Annotated in this window: 16 protein-coding genes and 1 pseudogene; 6 read left to right on the plus strand and 11 right to left on the minus strand. The window is 68.1% G+C overall.

Annotated features, from left to right (window positions below):
* Positions 1 to 236: 236 nt before the first annotated feature.
* On the plus strand, positions 237 to 668 hold the full coding sequence (locus OHA11_RS25040) for an ATP-binding protein (RefSeq protein ID WP_266499889.1): 432 nt from the start codon (positions 237 to 239) through the stop codon (positions 666 to 668).
* Positions 669 to 798: 130 nt separating this feature from the next.
* Positions 799 to 1,464 (plus strand): Uma2 family endonuclease, encoded by a 666-nt coding sequence (locus OHA11_RS25045; RefSeq protein WP_266499890.1) that lies wholly within the window; start codon positions 799 to 801, stop codon positions 1,462 to 1,464.
* Positions 1,465 to 1,514: 50 nt separating this feature from the next.
* Here the strand turns inward: OHA11_RS25045 and OHA11_RS25050 are convergent, their stop codons facing one another.
* Positions 1,515 to 1,769, minus strand: a complete 255-nt coding sequence (locus OHA11_RS25050) for a hypothetical protein (protein WP_266499892.1) — start codon at positions 1,767 to 1,769, stop codon at positions 1,515 to 1,517.
* Between the two features lie 468 nt (positions 1,770 to 2,237).
* Between OHA11_RS25050 and OHA11_RS25055 the strand changes: the two genes are divergently transcribed.
* Together OHA11_RS25055 and OHA11_RS25060 are read left to right on the plus strand one after the other, a co-directional pair.
* Positions 2,238 to 2,771, plus strand: a complete 534-nt coding sequence (locus OHA11_RS25055) for a helix-turn-helix transcriptional regulator (RefSeq protein WP_266499894.1) — start codon at positions 2,238 to 2,240, stop codon at positions 2,769 to 2,771.
* A 23-nt stretch (positions 2,772 to 2,794) separates the two neighbouring features.
* Entirely contained in the window at positions 2,795 to 3,163 is a 369-nt protein-coding gene (locus tag OHA11_RS25060) for a hypothetical protein (RefSeq protein ID WP_266499896.1), read from the plus strand.
* A gap of 164 nt (positions 3,164 to 3,327) precedes the next feature.
* Here OHA11_RS25060 and OHA11_RS25065 read toward each other — a convergent pair whose 3' ends face one another.
* The gene (locus tag OHA11_RS25065; RefSeq protein WP_266499898.1) at positions 3,328 to 3,825 is read right to left on the minus strand and encodes a hypothetical protein; all 498 of its coding nucleotides are present in this window, start codon (positions 3,823 to 3,825) and stop codon (positions 3,328 to 3,330) included.
* Positions 3,826 to 4,250: 425 nt separating this feature from the next.
* Here OHA11_RS25065 and OHA11_RS25070 point away from each other — a divergent pair, with 425 nt between their 5' ends.
* Positions 4,251 to 5,363, plus strand: coding sequence for a sugar ABC transporter substrate-binding protein (locus tag OHA11_RS25070; protein WP_266499901.1), 1,113 nt, complete (start codon positions 4,251 to 4,253; stop codon positions 5,361 to 5,363).
* 58 nt (positions 5,364 to 5,421) lie between these two features.
* Here OHA11_RS25070 and OHA11_RS25075 read toward each other — a convergent pair whose 3' ends face one another.
* From OHA11_RS25075 to OHA11_RS25105, 8 genes and pseudogenes are all read right to left on the minus strand, one after another.
* Positions 5,422 to 6,264 carry a transglutaminase family protein gene (locus OHA11_RS25075; protein ID WP_266507431.1) on the minus strand — a complete coding sequence of 281 codons (843 nt, stop codon included), beginning with the start codon at positions 6,262 to 6,264 and terminating at the stop codon, positions 5,422 to 5,424.
* A 56-nt stretch (positions 6,265 to 6,320) separates the two neighbouring features.
* Entirely contained in the window at positions 6,321 to 7,253 is a 933-nt protein-coding gene (locus tag OHA11_RS25080) for an alpha-E domain-containing protein (protein WP_266499903.1), read from the minus strand.
* 101 nt (positions 7,254 to 7,354) lie between these two features.
* Positions 7,355 to 8,899 carry a circularly permuted type 2 ATP-grasp protein gene (locus OHA11_RS25085; RefSeq protein ID WP_266499905.1) on the minus strand — a complete coding sequence of 515 codons (1,545 nt, stop codon included), beginning with the start codon at positions 8,897 to 8,899 and terminating at the stop codon, positions 7,355 to 7,357.
* A 217-nt stretch (positions 8,900 to 9,116) separates the two neighbouring features.
* Positions 9,117 to 9,263: pseudogene (locus OHA11_RS48555) on the minus strand (DUF418 domain-containing protein); the annotation flags it as partial.
* A gap of 42 nt (positions 9,264 to 9,305) precedes the next feature.
* The gene (locus OHA11_RS25090; protein WP_266507432.1) at positions 9,306 to 12,176 is read right to left on the minus strand and encodes an SGNH/GDSL hydrolase family protein; all 2,871 of its coding nucleotides are present in this window, start codon (positions 12,174 to 12,176) and stop codon (positions 9,306 to 9,308) included.
* Entirely contained in the window at positions 12,076 to 13,752 is a 1,677-nt protein-coding gene (locus tag OHA11_RS25095) for a hypothetical protein (protein WP_266499906.1), read from the minus strand. The genes OHA11_RS25090 and OHA11_RS25095 overlap by 101 nt, the downstream gene beginning before the upstream one ends.
* A gap of 483 nt (positions 13,753 to 14,235) precedes the next feature.
* Positions 14,236 to 14,922: a hypothetical protein gene (locus OHA11_RS25100; protein WP_266499908.1), complete on the minus strand. Its 687-nt coding sequence runs from the start codon at positions 14,920 to 14,922 to the stop codon at positions 14,236 to 14,238.
* Between the two features lie 248 nt (positions 14,923 to 15,170).
* Positions 15,171 to 15,647, minus strand: a complete 477-nt coding sequence (locus tag OHA11_RS25105) for a hypothetical protein (protein ID WP_266499910.1) — start codon at positions 15,645 to 15,647, stop codon at positions 15,171 to 15,173.
* 653 nt (positions 15,648 to 16,300) lie between these two features.
* Between OHA11_RS25105 and OHA11_RS25110 the strand changes: the two genes are divergently transcribed.
* Complete coding sequence (locus OHA11_RS25110) at positions 16,301 to 17,344, plus strand: helix-turn-helix transcriptional regulator (protein ID WP_266499912.1); 1,044 nt, start codon at positions 16,301 to 16,303, stop codon at positions 17,342 to 17,344.
* Here the strand turns inward: OHA11_RS25110 and OHA11_RS25115 are convergent.
* Complete coding sequence (locus OHA11_RS25115) at positions 17,298 to 18,230, minus strand: helix-turn-helix transcriptional regulator (protein ID WP_266507434.1); 933 nt, start codon at positions 18,228 to 18,230, stop codon at positions 17,298 to 17,300. The genes OHA11_RS25110 and OHA11_RS25115 overlap by 47 nt on opposite strands.
* Positions 18,231 to 18,294 lie beyond the last annotated feature (64 nt).

The raw sequence follows: 18,294 nt of genomic DNA on the forward strand, positions 1-18,294 counted from the left end.
CCCTCGGAGTCTGCACTGTGCGGGGGAGGGTGGTCCAACGGGTTTGGTGAATGGGTTGAGATGTCTATCCCTGTGACGCTACGGTGAGTGCGGTTTCAGTCACGCAATGAAACCGTTCAACTCCCCCTGCCCACAAGCCGACAGAGCACCCGCCCCTCCATCCAGGAGCGCGCGGGCATCGCCATCGCCGGGCGCGGGGTCGGCCATCCCTCCACCCCCGACTGGAGCCGACGCCCATGAACCCTGCCCGCCGTGCCGCCCACCGTCCCGCTCAACTCACCCACGAATACAGCCTGTTCGCCCCCGCCGACGCCACCGCGCCCCGCGTCTGCCGGGACTTCGTACGCGCCGTCCTGTTCACGCACGACAGGGAATCCCTCGTCATGCCCGCCGCACTCTGCACCTCGGAACTCGTCACGAACGTCCATCTGCACACCAAGGGCGCCGCCATGCTCCGTGTCCGGCTGAACCCGGCCCGCCTCCATGTGAGCGTCTTCGACGAGAGCCCCGATCCACCGGTCGTGGCGCACCCGGCCGCGGGGGTTGCCGCCTGCTGGGGGCGAGGGCTTGCCCTGGTCGAGGAGGTGGCGGACGGGTGGGGCGTCGCCTACGGGAGGGCGGGGCGGTACGCGAAGGGGGTGTGGTTCGAGCTGTGGCTGGCGGGGTGAGTCGTTTCTGCTTCATCTGTTCGAGTGAACAGCGAACGTTTCCGCAGGTGAGCCCATGTGGCTGCCTACCGTGATGGCGTTGCTTGTGCCACAAGCACGCCCAGCCCACACTTGAGGAGGTGACGCCGCTATGACCGCTCTTGCGCACGAGAGGCCCGAGACCATGACCGAGATCAGGACCGAGCCTCAGTACCGACCCGAGAACGGGCCCAGCCTCGACGAGGTCGTGTGGCAGGCATGGGAGGCCATGGAACTCCCCGAGGGCTACCGCGCTGAGATCATCGAGGGAGCTATCGAGGTGTCGCCCACCGGTCGTTTTTCGCACGGCCAGATCATCAACCTGCTCCGGGATGACCTGGTGGTCTTCCTGAAGGACGGGGACTTCGCCGCGCGGAGCGACTTCAACGTCATCCATAAGGGGAGCGCCTGGATTCCCGACCTCTTCATCGTCCCCAGAGACACGGAGCGGTACATCACCGCCGATGGCGTGGGGATCTCCGCAGCCGCTGTCCGTCTGGTGGTGGAGGTCGTCTCCCCGGGCAAACGCAACCAGGACCGCGACCGCGTCAAGAAACGCCGCGAATACGCCCGTGCCGCCATCCCCGTATACGTCCTTATCGACGACTACGACGATGAGGGCACGGTAACCGTCCTCACCGAACCCCGTCCCGAGAAGGCCGACTGGGTGGGCGTTCACCGCGTGCCCTACGGCACCGAGGTCACCATCCCCGAAGGTCCCGCCAAGGGTTTCGTCGTCACGGAGGCGATCACGGGACCTGCGCGAGTCAGGAAGTAGAGCGCGGTAGAGCGCGACTTCCCCCCTTCCCGGTAACCGGAACAACAGGGTTACCGGCCCATCGTCTGCCAGACCGTCAGTGCCAGTGCCAGGCACGACGTGGCCGCCGCCAGTGACGGCAGGGGCCAGCGGGTGCGCTCCAGGGCCTCGATACGGGTCTCGTGTTCGTCGAGGGTCTTGTCGGTCTGGTCGGCGCGCTGGAGGAGGAGCGCGAGGTCTCCCCGGGTGGTGGCGAACCCGACGTCGACCGACCGGCGCAGGCGTTCCAGCTCCAGGACGACTTCCTCTGCCTCGGTCGAGGTCATCGGTGGCCTCCCGGTGTGGTCGGACCGCCGATTAACGGCTGCGTGGATCGCGTGGATTGCGCGGTGCGCGAGGTGTGCGAGGTGTGCGCGATGCGCGCGGCCTGCGTGGTCTGCCTGGCGTTCATGGGGGAGTTCGGTGCGGTGTTCATGAATCGGTGGCCTTCGTTTCGAGGTCTTCGGGGCACCGGCCGCAGTGCGAGCCGTTCGCTTTCGGCTGCACCCCCATCCCCAGGTATGGGAACATGTGTTCGATAGTGATGAACGAGCGAACAGAGTGGCATGGTGCGAGCGCGTGCGCAAGTTGATTCGCCCGGGAGGGTTGGCGTGATGGCCGAGCTACGGATGGTGCCTGAACAGGCTTTTGTGGAGCACTCATTGCCGAATCTCCACGGTTACGTGCGAGCGCGCACACATACCGGCACCGGTGCGATCGATACCCTCTCCCCGCGACGACAGGAGAGCGGACACATGGGTTCCAGCTCACGGGCAGGGGCCCGTACAGACCAGACCTACCGAGCCGCCGGTCTTGAGGACTTCGCCGGCTGGATCGAGGATCTGCTGCGCAGCCGCGACTACGACATCGACAGCCCGCGCGGTGGCGGCCGTTCGAAGCTCGCCGACGACGCCGGGGTGCACCGGGCCGCCGTGAGCCGGTTGCTGCAACGGCAGTCCATGCCCGACCTGGAGACGATGCGGCGCATCGCGGCCGTACTGGGCGTGCCCCTGCGGGAGATGCTCATCCGCTCGGGCCGGCTCACCGAGGACGACCTGCCGCTGACCGGCGGGGGCCGCCCGGCGGACGGGACCGGCAACGCGACCGGCAACGGGACCGGGAATGCGACCCGGGCCGGGGTCGGAAACGGGGGCGCGGTCGGGAGCGGAGACGGTGAGGTCCGGCTTCCGCTCAGCCCGGAGGAGGCCGCTTGCCGCATGGGCGTTCCGCCCGAACTCCATGGTCTGTTCGCCAAGGTGGCGCGGCAGTTCCTGCCGGAGGGCGGTTGACGGCGAAGGGGTCGGATCGCGGAATGGCGAATCCAGGGGACCCGGGCGACGAGGCGGGACGCGTCGCCAGGCTCGCGGGCGAACTGCTCGCCGTACTAGCCGAGAAGGTGCGGGCAGCCGGTCCCGAGTCCGTACGTGTCCTCACGGAGGAGGAGCTTCAGCGGCACCAGTTGAACTGGTTCCGCGCGGGCTGGGAGGAACACGCTCGCGCGACCGGCCTGGAAGGGCAGGCCCGACCCGGGGGCGGCGCCGCCGGGCATCCCGACAGCGAGGACTTCCCGGTACCGCCCTCCGCCCGCCTCCTCCATTTCCCTCTCCCTCAGCGCCCGCTGGATGACGAGGGCGGAGACGGAGACGGAGACGGGCACGGGGGCGGGGGCGGGAGGGCCTGATCGGGGGAGGGGCAGCCCCCCGAACCCCCCGCTCCTCAAACGCCGGAGGGGCTAACCAGTAGCCCGTCCGGCGTTTGAGGACGAGGCCGTTCAGGCCGACAGCGGGGGTCTGGGGCGGCAGCCCCCAGGGACGGGAAGGGCAGGGGCGGCGGGCGGGGGCGAGGTCACCGAGTCGGGCGACACACCGTCGGCTCGTCGAAGATCTCGGCGAGGTCGCAGGCCAACTCGGCCTCCCAGTCGGCAGCGTCGGCACCGGTCAAGTCCTCCACGGCCGTCACACCCGTACCCGTGGCCATACCCGCACCAGTACCCGCAGGGGTCAGTATGGGCGGCGGCGTCGGCGACGGCGTCAGCGCCGCCTGGAGCCAGGAGTCGAGATCGCGTTCCGTGTAGCTCTCGACGCAGGCGACGATCGCCTCGCGGAGGGTGGCGGTATCGGTGAGCCCGGCGAGCTCGGGCCAGTCGACGTCGCACGGGTCGGGGACGAGGACGGGCGCGGACACGGGCGCGAGGACGGACGCGGGCGTGAGGACGGGCGCGTACCGCGATACGCCACCGCTATCGGCCGTCGAGGCCGTCGCGGGCGTAGCGGCCGTCATGGCCGTCACGGCCAGGCAGCCCGCCGCCAGGAGCGGTATGAGGCATCGGGAGAGCGTGCGCATGAGGACTCCAGAGTGAAGGGAGACATGAGGGAGGGACGAGCCGCCGGTTCCGGCAACTCCTCCTGGCAACTCCTCCCAGCAACTTCCGAGAACCGCGCCACCGCAATCCGTACGCGGCCGAACAGGTGCCCGCGCTGACCCGACGGTGTGTTTCCGGCCACTTCCGCCCCAGGCGCGCCCCACCCTCGCCCAAGCCCTGGCCTGCACCCTCGTCCCTCTTGTCCTCCTCGTGTGCCTTGCCCCGCCCCAGGTGCGACGAGTCTGTGCACTCCCACGCGATGGATTTCCCCCACATCACCCCGGTCTCTCCACAGGTTTCTGTTGCTATCTCGTTAGCGGGTACTCCTTGACGCCCCGGAAACCCCAGCGTTGGCTTTTGGACACTGGGTACGCACAGTTGCGCCCTCGTCCGGAAGGCACCCCAAGTGAACACCGCAATACGCCGTACCGCCGTAGCCGTCACGGCTTCCACACTCAGCCTCACGCTCGCCGCGTGCGGGGCGCTGGGCGGGAGTGGTGACGGCAGCGACGCGAGCCCGACCAAGGGCGACGACATCACGGTGGGGCTGCTGCTGCCGGAGAAGGCGAACTCGCGCTATGAGAAGTTCGACTACCCCATCATCAAGAAGAAGGTCGACACCATCACCAACGGCAAGGGGAAGGTCGTCTACGCGAACGCCGAGCAGGACGCGGACCAGCAGAACCAGCAGCTCGCGCAGATGGTGGACGACAAGGTCGACGTACTCCTCGTGGACGCGGTGGACTCCAAGGCCATCGCCTCCGGGGTGACGAAGGCCAAGGAAGCGGGCATTCCCGTCATCGCGTACGACCGGCTGGCCGAGGGGCCCATCGATGCGTACGTCTCGTTCGACAACGAGGCGGTCGGCCAGGTGCAGGGCCGGGCCCTCGCCGACGAGCTCAACGGCGGCAAGACGCAGAAGATCATCATGATGAACGGCGCGGTGACGGACCCGAACGCCGCCCAGTTCAAGAAGGGCGCCCTCGGCGAACTCAGCGGCAAGGTGACCATCGCCAAGTCCTACGACACCAAGGACTGGAAGCCGTCGAACGCGCGCGCCAACATGATGGCGGCGATCTCCTCCGTCGGCGCCGGCAACATCGCCGGGGTGTACTCCGCCAACGACGGCATGGCCGGAGGCATCATCTCCGCGCTGAAGGCGGCCGGAGTCACCGAGTTGCCGCCGATCACCGGTCAGGACGCGGAGCTGGACGCGGTGCAGCGCGTCGTCATCGGCGATCAGTTCATGAGCGTCTACAAGCCCTACCCGCAGGAGGCCGAGACCGCCGCCGAGATGGCCGTGGCCCGGGTCCGCGGCTTCGGCATCGAGTTCGACTCCCTCACCCCCGACAAGGCCACCAGCCCCACGAACAAGAACATCCCGGCCAACCTCCTCCAGGTCTCCGCGCTGACCAAGGACACCATCGAGTCGACGGTCCTCCGGGACGGCATCTACACGGCCGACCAGATCTGCACGGCCAAGTACAAGGCGGCCTGCGACTCCCTCGGCATCAAGTAACGCCTCGGCAGCGTCACTGTTCCGGTCGACGCGCGTAACCGGGGCGGTTCAGGCGCTCTCACGCCACCCGCGTGAACTCCACCGTCACCTCCGGCGGTCCTCCGGCCACCCCCCGGTACACGCCCTTGTGCGGGGTCACGTCGTCGTAGTCGCGGCCGCGGCCGACCACGACGTGGGACTCGTTGGCGCGGGTGCGGTTGGTGGGGTCGTGGCCGGTCCAGTCGCCCGCCCAGTACTCGATCCAGGCGTGGCTCTGCCCGGCGACGGGCCGGTGCAGTTCCGCGTCCCGCTCGGGGTGCAGGTAGCCGGACACGTACCGGGTCGGCAGCCCCAGGGCCCGGAGCAGTCCGGCCGTGAGGTGGGCGATGTCCTGGCAGACGCCCGCGCCCTGTTCCCAGGCCTCGGCGGCGCTGGTGTTCACGCCGGTGGAGCCCGGGATGTACGAGACCCGGTCGGCGACCAGGTCCGAGACCGCGACCGCCGTCTCGTGCGGGTCCAGGCCCGCCGCCGCCGTGCGGGCCCGCTCGATCAGCTCCTCGGGGACGGCCGTACGGGACGTCTGCACCGCCTGCTCCAACAGGCGGGAGTTCGCCACCCGTTCGGCCACTTCGGCCCAGGTCGGGGTGGTCGGCAGGGCGGCCGGCGGGGCCGTCTCCACCAGGCTCACCGCAGTGATCGTCAGGTCCTCGTGCGGCTCCATCAGGTCGAAACCGGTGACCTGGGTGCCCCAGTAGTCCCAGTACGACCAGGTCGGCGTGGACGGGTTGACCAGGACACGGGCGTCCAGCGTCGTCTGGCCCGGCAGCGTCAGCGGGGTCATACGGACCTCGTTGTGGGAGCGGACCGCGGCCTGCGCGTACGAGACGCGGGTGATGTGCCGGATGCGGAGCCGACGAGTCATCGCCGCGCTCGTGTGGGAGTCCATACTCATGTTCGCGTTCATGTTCTCGCTCATGCTCATGCTCCTTCCTGGGCCCACTCGACCGGCCCCTGGTACGGGAAGAACCTCTCCGCGACCGCCTCGGCCGATGCCATGCAGGACGTCTGCAACTCCCGTAGGAGGGACGGGAGTACGTCCTCCAGGGCCGTCGAGTCCAGGTATTCGAGGCGGGTGCGCATTCTGCCGATCGGGCGGCGCGCCGGGTCCTGGCGCGGGCGGCCGAGCGCCGCCAGGCACTCCTCCGCCGTGGTCAGCGCGTGCAGCACCGAACGCGGGAACTCCCGGTCCATGATGAGGAATTCGGCCACCCGGGCCGTGTCCCCGAAACCGCCGTACACCCGCGCGTACGCCTCGTCCGCCCCGCTCGCGCTGAGCAGCGTCGGCCAGTCGGGCGCGTGCGCCGCGTCCAACACCCGTACGGACAGCAGTCGTACGGTCATGTCCACCCGCTCCAGGCTCCTGCCGAGGACCACGAAACGCCAGCTGTCGTCCCGGCTCATCGTCGAGTCGGCGAGCCCGCAGAAGAGCGCGGCCCGCCGGCGGACCAGCTCCAGATAGGCGTACGGGCCGGTGCGGCGGGCGGCGAGACGCTGGTCGGCGAGGGCGTGCCAGGTGGAGTTGAGGCACTCCCACATCTCGGAGGACACCGCCTCGCGGGCGCTGCGCGCGTTCAGCCGGGCGGCGCCCAGCGCGCCCTCGATGGAACAGGTCGAGCGGGCGTCGAAGGCCAGCTGGTCCAGGACCTGTTGCATGTCGACGGGGTCGGTGCCCGCGTCGACGCCGAGGATCGCGTACAACGAGCGGCAGGCCACGTCCTCGTCCCGCCAGGGGTCTTCGAGGAGCCGGTGCAGATACGCGTCGAGGATGCGGCCGGTGGCGTCGGCCCGTTCGACATAGCGGCCCGTCCAGGTCAGCGCCTCGGCGATGCGGGAGAGGATCACGTCGTTCACGGCCGTACCTCCTGCTGCGTGTGCGGCTTGAGCGGGCTGAGCGGCTATAGCGGCTTGAGCGGCTTGAGCGGCTTGAGTTGCGGACGCTCCGTGCGGGGGTGTCATTGCTGCTGCGCCCCTTCCTGAGGGACGAGGCGGTCGCCGTCGGGGCCGAGCTGGCGCGGGGCGACCTCGGGCAGGGCGCCCGTGGGCTCCGCCGACGGTCCCTCCGCCGGTCCCTCCGCGAGGACCCAGGTGTCCTTGGAACCGCCGCCCTGGCTGGAGTTGACGATGAGGTTGCCCTCCTGGAGCGCGACCCGGGTGAGCCCGCCGGGCAGCACCCACACGTCGCTGCCGTCGTTCACGGCGAACGGCCGGAGGTCGATGTGGCGCGGAGCCATCCGCTCGCCCGCGAGGGTGGGGGAGGTGGACAGGGCGACCGGCCGCTGGGCGATCCACCCGCGAGGATCGGCGGCAACCTCTTTGCGTACGCGATCCAGGGTCTGCCGGTCGGCGTGCGGTCCGATGACGATGCCCTGTCCGCCGGCGCCGTCGACCGGCTTCACGACGAGCTGGTCGAGCTGGTCGAGGACGGCCTCCAACTGCCCCGGCTCGTCGGGGCGAAACGATTCGACATTGGGGAGGACCGGTTCCTCGGACAGGTAGTACCGGATGAGATCGGGAACGTACGTGTAGAGCAGCTTGTCGTCCGCGATGCCGTTGCCCACGGCGTTCGCGAGTGTGATGTTCCCGGCCTGGGCGGCGTTCATGATGCCGGGGCAGCCGATCACCGAGTCGGGCCGGAAGTGCAGCGGGTCGAGGAAGTCGTCGTCGAGCCGCCGGTATACGACATGGACGGGCATCTCGCCCCGCGTGGTCCGCATCCACACCCGGTTCCCACGGCAGACCAGATCGTGCCCCTCGACCAGCTGCACGCCCATCAGCCGTGCCAGCAGGGCGTGTTCGAAGTAGGCGGCGTTGTTCGGACCGGGGGTGAGCACGACGACGCGCGGGTCGCCGACCCCGTCGGGCGCGGACGCGCGCAGCGCCGCGAGCAGCCGCTGCCCGTACCCGTCGACCGGCAGCACATGCTGCTCGGCGAAGAGCGAGGGGAAGATCCGGGTCATCGCCCGCCGGTTCTCGATGACGTACGAGACCCCGGACGGCACCCGGACGTTGTCCTCCAGAACCCGGAAGTCACCGGCCTCGTCCCGTACGAGATCGATGCCGGCGACGTGGATGCGTACGCCGCCCGGGGGCTCCACCCCGTGCGCGGCCCGGTGGAAGTGGGGGGAGTTGAGGAGGAGCCGCCAGGGCACGACCCCGTCCTCGAAGGCCCGGCACGGCCCGTACGCGTCGGCGAGGTAGGCCTCAAGGGCCCTGACCCGTTGAGAAACCCCGCGCTGAATGAGATCCCACTCCATCGCGTCCAGCACGCGCGGCACGAGGTCCAGCGGCCAGGGCCGCTCCTCCCCCGCGAACGCGTACGTCACGCCCCGGTCCGTGAACGACCGGGCCATCTGATCGGCCCTGAACCGAAGTTCGGCCGGTTCCATCGGTTGAAGCGCCGCCAGCACCGGCTCATAGGCGGCCCTGACCTCACCCGGCCGCTCAAACATCTCGTCCCACGCGTCGGCCAACGCGTATGCGTCAAATATGTCCGCCATGGCCTGACGTTAAGTGTGGTATGTAACGCGCCGATCACTCGGTTATTTCGGGGAGCTCACGGGAGGCGGGGTTCCCAGTGGCGCGGCGAGCGCGCTGTCTGTTGCAGGTGGGCACGCTTTCCCGGGGGCCCGCCAGGGTGAGCGTCCGGAGCAGCCACTCGACGGGGCGGTATCGCAATCGGGCCGGCCACGCTGTGCTCACGGCAAGTTGAAGGCCTTACACGGCGCAGGCGAGCACAGTCACCGCGGTCGCGCCGATGTGCCCATGGAGCGAGAAACCGTACGCGGCGGCCGGCACGGTCGTGATCACAGACTGTGTCAGAAAGTTCGTGAGTGCCAAACGGCCGACCGGGGCGAGCAGCCGGACTGAGGAGGTCGGGCGCTGTCGGAGCCCGAGATCACGCGTTCACGACCGGTGTTGTCCCGCCGCCACGTCCGTGCAGGACGCATTGGCACTGTGAGGGGTGATCTGTGCCTGTCGCTCTTGGCCAGAGTTCTGGAAGGTGATGGTGAAACAGCGGCCCACCGTGGCATCGGCCGGACCGAAGACGGCAAGGGAGCGCTGGTAGCTGTTGGAGAACTGAATGCTGACGCGTGTGCTGTCGTTGGCGGAATCGATCCCGAACAGCAGACCGGTGTGCAGGCCCGTGACCGATGACAGGGCACTGTTGACGTCCTGGCGGTTGACCGGGTGAGCGCTGCCCTGGGCGACGATGGCATCCGCGAAGCGTTGCGCGCTGTTCCGGGTCGCCTCGAAGGCAGCGTCCTTGCGTGATGCTTCGCGGGCACTGCCGATCCCGTACGCCACCAGGACCACTGCCAGAAAGCACAGCAGGACCGCTCCCAGGGCCTTCGCCCAGGGAGCGGTCCTTCCTATCTGATCCGTTGTCATCGCTGCCCAGAGGTTGCTCACCGCACGCCGGAAGGCCTCAGAGTACGCGGTGGTGCCGACGCCGGTGGGGGTGAAAGCCCTCGTGGCTGACGCACCAGGTGCCACCGATGGTGCAGCGGAAGTCCCCTTCGCCTTGAGAGCTTTCACGATCTTGTTGATGCCCTCGGGGTCGTCGCAGGCGCGCTTGCCCTCGAAGTCGCCGTCTGGGGATTCGAAGGTGACCGGCAGCTGCTGTGCCTTGAGTGTCTGGACCAGTTGCCTCTGCTTGGCCTCCATGTACTGGGCCATGGAGTTGATCCTGTTCATGCCTGCCCCGCCGACGCCGCTCACGCAGAGGGTCGCATCTGCGTTGAAGAGTCTCGGATACCCGAGCAGGACGATCTTGGCGTTGGGCGCCTGCCCATGGATCTGCCGCAGCACCTCCTCGACTCTCGGCATCGTGTCGTCGATGTCGCGCTGGACGTCTGCCTCTGCCGGGCACCCGGACGTGGCGCACATCTGCAGGACGAAGGGGAAGCGTGCGTCGTTGCCGCCGATGGTGAGGGCGGCCAGGGTGGTGTCACTGCTGAGGACGCCGGAGTCGATCTGAGAAATTTCACGGAAGTTGCCGTCCCAGCCCCAGTGCACGTTCCCGTCCTGGCCTGTGGGGAGACCTTGTCTGACCTGCCCCTGCCAGGTGTTGGCGCCGGAACACGATACGTCCTGAAAGTCCAGTGTCCCCGAGTAGGAGTCGGCCAACTGCCCGACGCTGGATGAGAAGCCGGGCAGCGTGGTCTTGCGCGCCCAGGAGTTCTTGCTGCGGCGGCAGGCGTTCCACTGAGACGTGTCGATGTCCTTGTTGCTCTCCGGGGAGTAGGAGCCGGCGCCTTCCCCGGAGGTGTAGGAGTCGCCGAGTATCGCGACAACTTGCTTGGGTTTGGCGCCGACCGGCTGGAACGCGACCGCGTCCCAGGCGATGTCCTCGTCACCGGTGCCTTCCATGGTCTGGCTGGTCAGCTGCACGCGGGGCTTGCCGTTGATCTGGTAGACGCCCAGGGACACCCAGGTGTTGGCTTTGTGCTTCTGGCCGATGGTGCGGTGCCGGGAGACCTGGCCGCTGCCGGTGTCGATGTCGTACCTGGCCTGCTGGGTGTGGGCGCCGTGGTCGGGAACGTGGACCATGATGCGGACCCATTCGTTCAGGTTGCGACCGAGTGTCCAGGTGCCGGTTGTCTTGAGCCGGGTGCCGTCGGTGTTGGCGGCCTGGCGGGTGTGGGTGAACCAGAAGTGGTCGCCGTATCCGGCGCCGATCTGATGCAGATCGATCTTTCCGGGGTAGGTGCCGTTCGAGTTCGCGAAGGTGAACTCGAATTCTCCGGCGGAGGTTGAGGCACCGCAGGTGTGTCCTGGCTGGCCGGTTGGCGTGGTGCCCTGCTTGATGTCGTCGACGACGAGGCTGCCTGCGGGCAGGCGGGGGGTGTCGGACGAACAGCGGGGCGGGTAGGAGGAGTTCTCGTTGGGCTGCTCTGGGTAGTCGGCGTTGTTGAAGCGGTGGACGGGGTTGCCGCACTGGGCGGCGGAGCCGCAGTCCTTCCACTTCACGTTGTCGTGCCACCAGCACTTGAGGTACAGCGGGTCGGACTCGTTCGGGTCCCCGGGCAGTGTGCACGGGCCCTGCCCCGTCTGGTTCGATGTCCCCTCGTTGATCTTGTCGTTGTCGCAGTCGTTCGCCTCGGTGCAGAACAGGGCGATCGGAGGCTTGGCCGCGGTGCGGTCCTGGTTGCTGTTCCACCAGGCGGCCCGGTATCCCGCCTGCATGCTGCCCGGTTTGAACAGGGCGGAGATCGGCCGAGCGGCCCACCCGATGACCTTCTCCTGGTACGGCCAGTCCTGGGGATGCGCGGCGTGCGAGTAGTCGTCACCGCCGGTCGAGTTCTCCAGGAAGGGGGTGCGGTTCTCCTTCCACAACGGGTTGGCGGGGTTGTTCGTCCAGCCCACGCCCCACTTGCCCCCGTTGTTGCCCGCTTCGGACTGAGGGTAGAAACCGGAGTTGTAGGCCCACAGGGCGAAGAACCAGTTCTCGATGTACTTCGGCTTGCCGTCGTTGACGGTCATGCCGGCCTTGCGGGTCTGGTTCCACTTCGAGGCGAGGATGTCCGCGCCGTAGGCGATGTTCGCCGTGTAGTCGAGTGCCGCGGCCTCCTTCTGCACGCTCGTCAGGGTGGTGTCGGCCTTGCACATGTCGTCGGTGACCTGGGTGATGCCGTAACCGCAGTCGGCCTTGGCCCAGTTGATGCCCCACGGGTCACCCTGGTTGCCGTCGGCGGCGTACTTGATCCCGTAGTAGTTGCCGATCAGCGGGTTGCCGGTCAGGCCCGGCACCACGGTTCGTGCGGCCTGCCACATGTTGGATTCCTGGGCGGTGATCCCGAGCAGGATCTGGGACGGGATGTGCCACTCGTCCGGGCGGTCGGGGACCCCGTTCGGGTCGCCCTCCAGCGCGCGCAGCGGGAACAGGACCTGCGGCGAATAGGCACTCATACCGGTGCCGTTCCAGTTCGAGGGCCGGGTGATCCAGGTGTCCAGGCCGTCGATGACCGCCTGGTTCACGGCCCACTCGGCCTGCCGGGGGGGTCGGCTGCAGGGCCTGCTTGACGACGCTGCCGCGCGGGACGGCACAGGTGCGCTCGTCCTCGACGGGGTCGTTCGGCGAGGCCGCGGCCGCGCTCCGCTGCGCCTTCGGCGTGCCGGCCCCGGCCGTGAGGGCGGGCGAGGTGTTCTTGCCCTGCGGCATCCGCGCGTCGGAAACCGGAATGTCTCCCGGCGACGCAGTGAGCTTCGCGGTGCGGCCGGTGGCAAGGGTGAGGATGCTCGTTGACACCGGGCGGATCGACAACGCGTCCGCGCCCTGCGGCGGCTTCTTGGTGTCCTGCCAGCGGGAGACGATGACTGCCTGGCCGCGAGTGCTGGCGGTCGCGTCCTTCGCGACACCGGGGTTCTTGACCGCGCCGGGCAGCGTACGGGACGTCTTCGCCTTGCCGGTGATGAACACGGTGCCCGCGGCCGAGGCACTCAGATCCATGTCCGCGAGCCGGCCCGTAGCCAATGCCGAGGTTCTCCCGGCATGGAAGCGCTTGACCGTACCGCGGTCCTTGCCCGTGCGGTCGAGGAACACCACGCAGCCGTCGCGGTCTGTACGGAGTTGGAACGGCACCCCGGATGTCGTGGCCAGCGGTGTGCGCTTCCCGTTCGCGCCGATCTTCACCACCTGGTAGCCGGCCGCCGCCGCGATGCCGTCCCGGTACGGGACCGCGGAGGTCACCTGGCCCTTCAGACTGAGCGGCTTGCCGGCCTTGCCGGCCTTGCCCGCCTGGGCGTCGACGGTGACCAGCCGGGTCCCGCTCTGCTTGGCACTGTCATCGGTGAACTGCGACACCACCGCCGCCTCGCCTTGTCCGCAGCCGGGCGAGAAGTACGCGAGGGACGACTGCAGCAGCAGTTTGGTCACCTTGCCGGTGGTGAGGTCGACGACTGCGGTGAAGGCGCCCCGCGTCATCAGCTCGGGCTTGTTGGTGAAGGTGCGAGGCGCGTAGACGGCGACGGCGTGTTTGCCGGAAGCCGTGACGCAGGCGTTGCCGATCCACGCGTCCGCGTCGAAGCCCGGCTCGGAGAGCGATGCGGCGGTCTTCCAGCTGTAGCCGTCGTCCTTGTCGGCGGTGAGGATGTGAAAGCCTTGCGCGTCGGAGCTGGTCGTCCATGCGCGGTCCGCCGACGCGCGCCACTCCTTGCCGAGCAACCGGGACCGCCCTTCCGCGGGGACCGCCGCAGGAGCCGGTGGCGCGGTCGCCGCCTTCTCCGGCGGCTGCTTGGCGGGCTGGGGGGCGGGTTCGTCGGCGACAGCGACGGTCTGGATGAGTCCGGTGAGGACCGCGGTGGCTGCGAGGCCCGCAATCCCGGAGCGGACAGGTCTGAGCTTTCTCAACGGGACAACTCCCCTTCGTGTCGGTGGATTTGGGCAGGGCGCAAGAGACCGCCGCAGCTCCGTACGGGTGGCGGTGCTGCGGCGGTCGGCCGGAAGGCGGTGCGCGGTCAGTTCTGGCAGCGGTGACACCGCTGGGTCTGGACAGGTTCCGGGCTGTCCGTGCGGGCGATCAGGTCGGCTGCCGTGGGTTTGTCGGGTCTTCGAAGTTGAGCGGTGCGCAGCGGCGAGGCCGCTGGTCCGCACCTGCCGCCAGGGCGACGTTTGGAAGGTTCGGGACAGTTCTGACGGCTGCCACCAGGCCTTACGGAGGCCGCGAGTGTCCCAAATCTTCCAGTTACCCGACGGGGGCCCACCGCTCAACTTCGAAGACCCGGTTTGTCGCGGCGGTTGTTCGCGCATGCGGGACGTACCGCTCGCTTCGGCGATGGCGGAGCGTCGCCTTCGCCTGCTTCTGGCCGCGTTGCAGGAGTCGCACGCCGGAAGTTACCCCTGTGCGGCGTACGCCTTCGCTTGGGTGACCGAAGCCTGGGTGGTGTCCTTGATCTTGTCCAGGGCGGCCTGGTTCTCCTTGATGGCAGCCTGCTGGAGATCAACCTCCGCGTCGAACCAGGTCTTTTCGACCTTGTGTTCGTCGCGGCAGGCGACGTCTGTGGTCGCGGTGGCGACCTCCGCGGCCGTGATGGTGTTCGGGTCGGAGAACTGAGGATCGTCGTTGGCATCCATGGGCTTGGTGTACGAGTAGCCCTTGTCCTTCATGCACGACGACCACTTGGTGAAGGCGGCGACCACAGCCGGGTCTTCCATGGCGGCGCGGTAGGTGTCACCGTCGATCTGCGCCACAAGGTCGGCCGTTTGCACGGTCGGGACGTCGCCGCTGGCCTGCTGGGCGCACTGGCGCACCTGGCCATCGTCAGCCCCGGACTCGTCCACCGCGCCCTCAGCCATGGCCGCGTCGTATGCCTCCTGCTCTGCGGGGGCAGGGTGGTACCCGTTCTTGGCGGCCAGTGCGGCGTCGTGGATGCCGTAGCGCCAGTCGGTCAGGGTCTTGCCGCCGATGCTGGGAAGGTCAGGGGCGGGGGCCCATTGCGTGAATCCCGCGTCCTTCATGCAGGCGTCGATGAGTTCGTCCCGGAGCTCGGCGACCATTCGGGTCTGGGCCGTGGTGGGCATGTATGCCGCGATGGGAAGTTGCCACGTCGCCGGGTTGTCCGGGTCTGCTGCAGGCGCATTCGGGGCCTGAGGCTGCTTGGCTGCGGACGCCGACGCGGGGCTGTCTTTGCGGACGGCCGGGTCAGAGGATAAACCGATCACTGCGACGGTGCTCACAGCCCCGGCCGCAAGGAACGGAATTCCCACCCGCGCTACCGCTCTCCTGGAAGTCACTGATTTTCCCCCTTGCTTGAATGAAGCCTACGTTTCTATACCCGCCGGAACGAGGCGTTCTCGTTGTAGACGTATCGGAAGCGGTCGATGTGCTGATACGGGGCCATCTTGTCCCGGACGCCCTTGTAGCCGCTGTTGAAGCAGACTTCCGCCGTGTACTTGTAGTGGTCGTTCTCGCCCGAGGTGGCGTTGTTCTTGACCCGTAGCCCGGAACCGGGCCAATAGCCGCTGGCGCCCGCAATGATGCAGAATTTCAGCGGCTGGGCATTGGGGTCGTCTCCGCCCACACGGAGGGCGTTGAAGTCGTACACGCTGTATCCGACGTTTCTGTACGCCCCTCCCTGACCCGAGTTGTACCAGAGGTGTAATTTGAACCCTGAAGCTGAGGGACGCTTGCATACCTCCATGCTCATCAGATTTTGTTCATCCGACGCCTGCGCGTTCGGTGCGGCGACGATGGGCACGACGAGTAGCGCGGCAACGGCGGCCAGCACACCAAATTTCTTCTGCATCTCTCTCCTTTTCTGGAGAATGTCAGGTCCATGTCAGGAGAAAAATCCTGAATGGAAATCAGGGTGATGCGCTATCAATCTGGGGCGCAGAAAAACTCATACGGTCTGCCTGGAATGGCTCGATGAATCAGAGATATTGAGCCCTGATGCTGTGCTGAGCGCCCCGGCTTTGGTGCTGAGAATTTCTTCGTCAATCTCATCGAGTGCATCGATAAATCCCGGTTGCGTGAATCTCGCCCGTATTCCCGCGAGCATCAACGATCGCATCAGTGCCTACGAGAGCACCACCCTCTATCTTGTTGCGTGAGGAGGGGGTGCATACGTCAATCAACTGAAGAATAGGGACATGTAGGTCGCTGTGGCGTGTTCCGTAGCGCATGGAGTTGCGGCTGGAAGAGCAGTTCGGCCCGGATGTCCTCGTGGTCATCTCGCGGCTATCGAGAGCGCAGCTGGCTGGTGCAGCGTCAAGGGCCTGCTGGGCAGGTGTGCCGCTCCCGTCCATCAACTTGTTGCAATGAGCCAAGCTGGGGTGGGGGCAAATCGGGATTCAACGGGGCGATGGGGGGCGTGGACGCGTCGGAGCCGTGTTGCGGAGGCGTGGGCAGCCGCGCATAGTTGCGCTCCGGAAGAAGCCGGAACCGGGGGTTGAGGAGATGGCCGGGCACGGGGAGGAAGCGCATCCGCACGGTGCTGACCGCCTGTGCGATGCGGGGGATCGGGTGTACTCCCGGGCGGTACGACGTGGCCGGGTGTCCCGCGAGGACGCCGAAGTCGTGCCCTGCCTGGTCGAGTTGGCGCTGTTGCATCCCGACCCCGACGACATGCGCTGGCTGGTGCCGACCTCGCCGCAGGAGGTCATGACGCGGCTGCTGCGGGAGATGCACGAGCACGTCGTCGCGACCCAGTCACGCATGGGCTCGGCGGTGACCGCCTTCGAGTGGTACGCGGCCCTGGGCGGCGACGCGCGGTCGCCCGCCGAGGGCGTGGCGATCCGGGTACTCGACGGACTGCCCCGGATCCAGGCCGCGATGGACGGGGCGACCGAGGCCTGCACGGCCGAGGTGCTGGCCGTCCAGCCGGGCGGCATCCGCCGCGAGGACGAACTCTCCGAGGGCCTGCCCCGGGCGATGGCGCTGCGCCGCCGGGGCGTGCGCATGCGGGACCTGTACACACACGTGGCCCGGCACGGGCAGGGCCTGCTCAACTACATGGAGTTGATGGGCGACGCGGCCGAGGCCCGCACCCTCGACGAGGTCACCGAGCGGCTCATCATCTTCGACCGCACGGTCGCCTTCATCCCGGCGAGTGTCGACCGCACGATCGCGCTGGAGCTGCGCCACCCGGCGCTGGTGGACTACTTGGTCACCGTCTTCGAACGGCTCTGGCGCCTCGCGATCCCGCTCACCGCGCCCCTCCCGGACACGGGCATCGAGGGCATCACGCACCGGGAGCGTTCGATCGCGGCGCTCCTCGCCGAGGGCCACCAGGACGCGGTCGTCGCCGAGCGGTTGGGCATAAGCGTCCGTACGTGCCGCGCCCACATCGCCCGCCTCTCGGAGACACTGGGCGCGGCCAGCCGTACGCAGTTGGGCGTACGCATAGCCCAGGCCGGCCTCGACGGCCCGCACCGCGACCCGGAACTCCAGCCCCTCACTGCTCCCGGTCCCGGGATTCCAGAATCCCCGACTGACCGATGAGGTAACCGAGTTGGGCCCGGCTCTCGCTGCCGAGGGCGGCGGCGAGTTTGGCGATGTGGACGCGGGCGGTGCGGATGTTGAGGCCGAGGCGGTCGGCTATGGCCGCGTCGGTTTGGCCTTCGACGAGGAGTCCGGCGATGGCTTGTTGGCGAGGGGTGATGCCGTTGAGGGACGGGCGGTGTGCCGCTTCGGGGTGCATGGGGGTGGCCAGGCGCCAGAGGCGGTCGAAGGTGGTGACGAAGAAGGTGAGCAGGGCCGGAGTGCGGACTTCAAGTGCGGCCGTACGGTCTTTGCTTGCCGCGACGAACGCCACCGTGCGGTCGATGACGAGCAGCCGCTCGGTGACTTCATCGAGGGTGCGCGCTTCCACATCGCCCTGGAGCAGCTCGTAGCGGGCGATCACCGGAGGCGTATGGCGGACGGGGTGCTGGTAGAGGGTGCGGATACGGGCACCCCGGTCCAGCAGTGCTTGGTCGCGGTCCAGGGCGGCACCCAGAGTTTTGGAGGCCAGGCCGTTGTGCGGCTGGATCGCGAGGAGTTCCTCGCTCGCCTTGGCCAGGGACTCCGCAATGGCCAGGTCGATCCGTCCTTTGCCGTGGAGAACCCTGATCGTGGGAGTGTCTGCCACTGCTGTATGGCTGCCCTCGATCCGCATCAGCGGTTCGAACGCCTTGGCCAGCCGAGCTTCCCGCCGCCGTTCCTCCGCGATCCGCTCGTCGAACGCCTGAAGGAGCCGGGGCAGTGCCACGGTCGGCGCTGTGGGCAGCAGGCGCTTCTCGTCGTTCATGTCGGGGTGCAGCAGCCCGAAGTCGAGGAGACAGGGAGCTGCTTCGCCGTCAACCGTGCGCACACTGCCCTCGCGCAGGGCCCGCGCGTACAGGTCCATGCCTGCTTCGCACAGCTCCTCGGCTCCGTGCGCGTGGAGGTTGCGGCTCTCTCCGGAGGACACG

Source organism: Streptomyces sp. NBC_00878 (assembly GCF_026341515.1).
Taxonomy (GTDB): domain Bacteria; phylum Actinomycetota; class Actinomycetes; order Streptomycetales; family Streptomycetaceae; genus Streptomyces.

What these genes read in the sequence shown, in the direction of transcription:
- OHA11_RS25040 (WP_266499889.1), top strand. Translation starts at nt 237, where the DNA reads ATGAACCCTGCCCGCCGTGCCGCCCACCGTCCCGCTCAACTCACCCAC.
- OHA11_RS25045 (WP_266499890.1), top strand. Translation starts at nt 799, where the DNA reads ATGACCGCTCTTGCGCACGAGAGGCCCGAGACCATGACCGAGATCAGG.
- OHA11_RS25050 (WP_266499892.1), bottom strand. Translation starts at nt 1,769, where the DNA reads ATGACCTCGACCGAGGCAGAGGAAGTCGTCCTGGAGCTGGAACGCCTG.
- OHA11_RS25055 (WP_266499894.1), top strand. Translation starts at nt 2,238, where the DNA reads ATGGGTTCCAGCTCACGGGCAGGGGCCCGTACAGACCAGACCTACCGA.
- OHA11_RS25060 (WP_266499896.1), top strand. Translation starts at nt 2,795, where the DNA reads ATGGCGAATCCAGGGGACCCGGGCGACGAGGCGGGACGCGTCGCCAGG.
- OHA11_RS25065 (WP_266499898.1), bottom strand. Translation starts at nt 3,825, where the DNA reads ATGCGCACGCTCTCCCGATGCCTCATACCGCTCCTGGCGGCGGGCTGC.
- OHA11_RS25075 (WP_266507431.1), bottom strand. Translation starts at nt 6,264, where the DNA reads ATGACTCGTCGGCTCCGCATCCGGCACATCACCCGCGTCTCGTACGCG.
- OHA11_RS25085 (WP_266499905.1), bottom strand. Translation starts at nt 8,899, where the DNA reads ATGGCGGACATATTTGACGCATACGCGTTGGCCGACGCGTGGGACGAG.
- OHA11_RS25090 (WP_266507432.1), bottom strand. Translation starts at nt 12,176, where the DNA reads ATGTGGCAGGCCGCACGAACCGTGGTGCCGGGCCTGACCGGCAACCCG.
- OHA11_RS25100 (WP_266499908.1), bottom strand. Translation starts at nt 14,922, where the DNA reads ATGCCCACCACGGCCCAGACCCGAATGGTCGCCGAGCTCCGGGACGAA.
- OHA11_RS25105 (WP_266499910.1), bottom strand. Translation starts at nt 15,647, where the DNA reads ATGCAGAAGAAATTTGGTGTGCTGGCCGCCGTTGCCGCGCTACTCGTC.
- OHA11_RS25110 (WP_266499912.1), top strand. Translation starts at nt 16,301, where the DNA reads ATGGCCGGGCACGGGGAGGAAGCGCATCCGCACGGTGCTGACCGCCTG.
- OHA11_RS25115 (WP_266507434.1), bottom strand. Translation starts at nt 18,230, where the DNA reads ATGGACCTGTACGCGCGGGCCCTGCGCGAGGGCAGTGTGCGCACGGTT.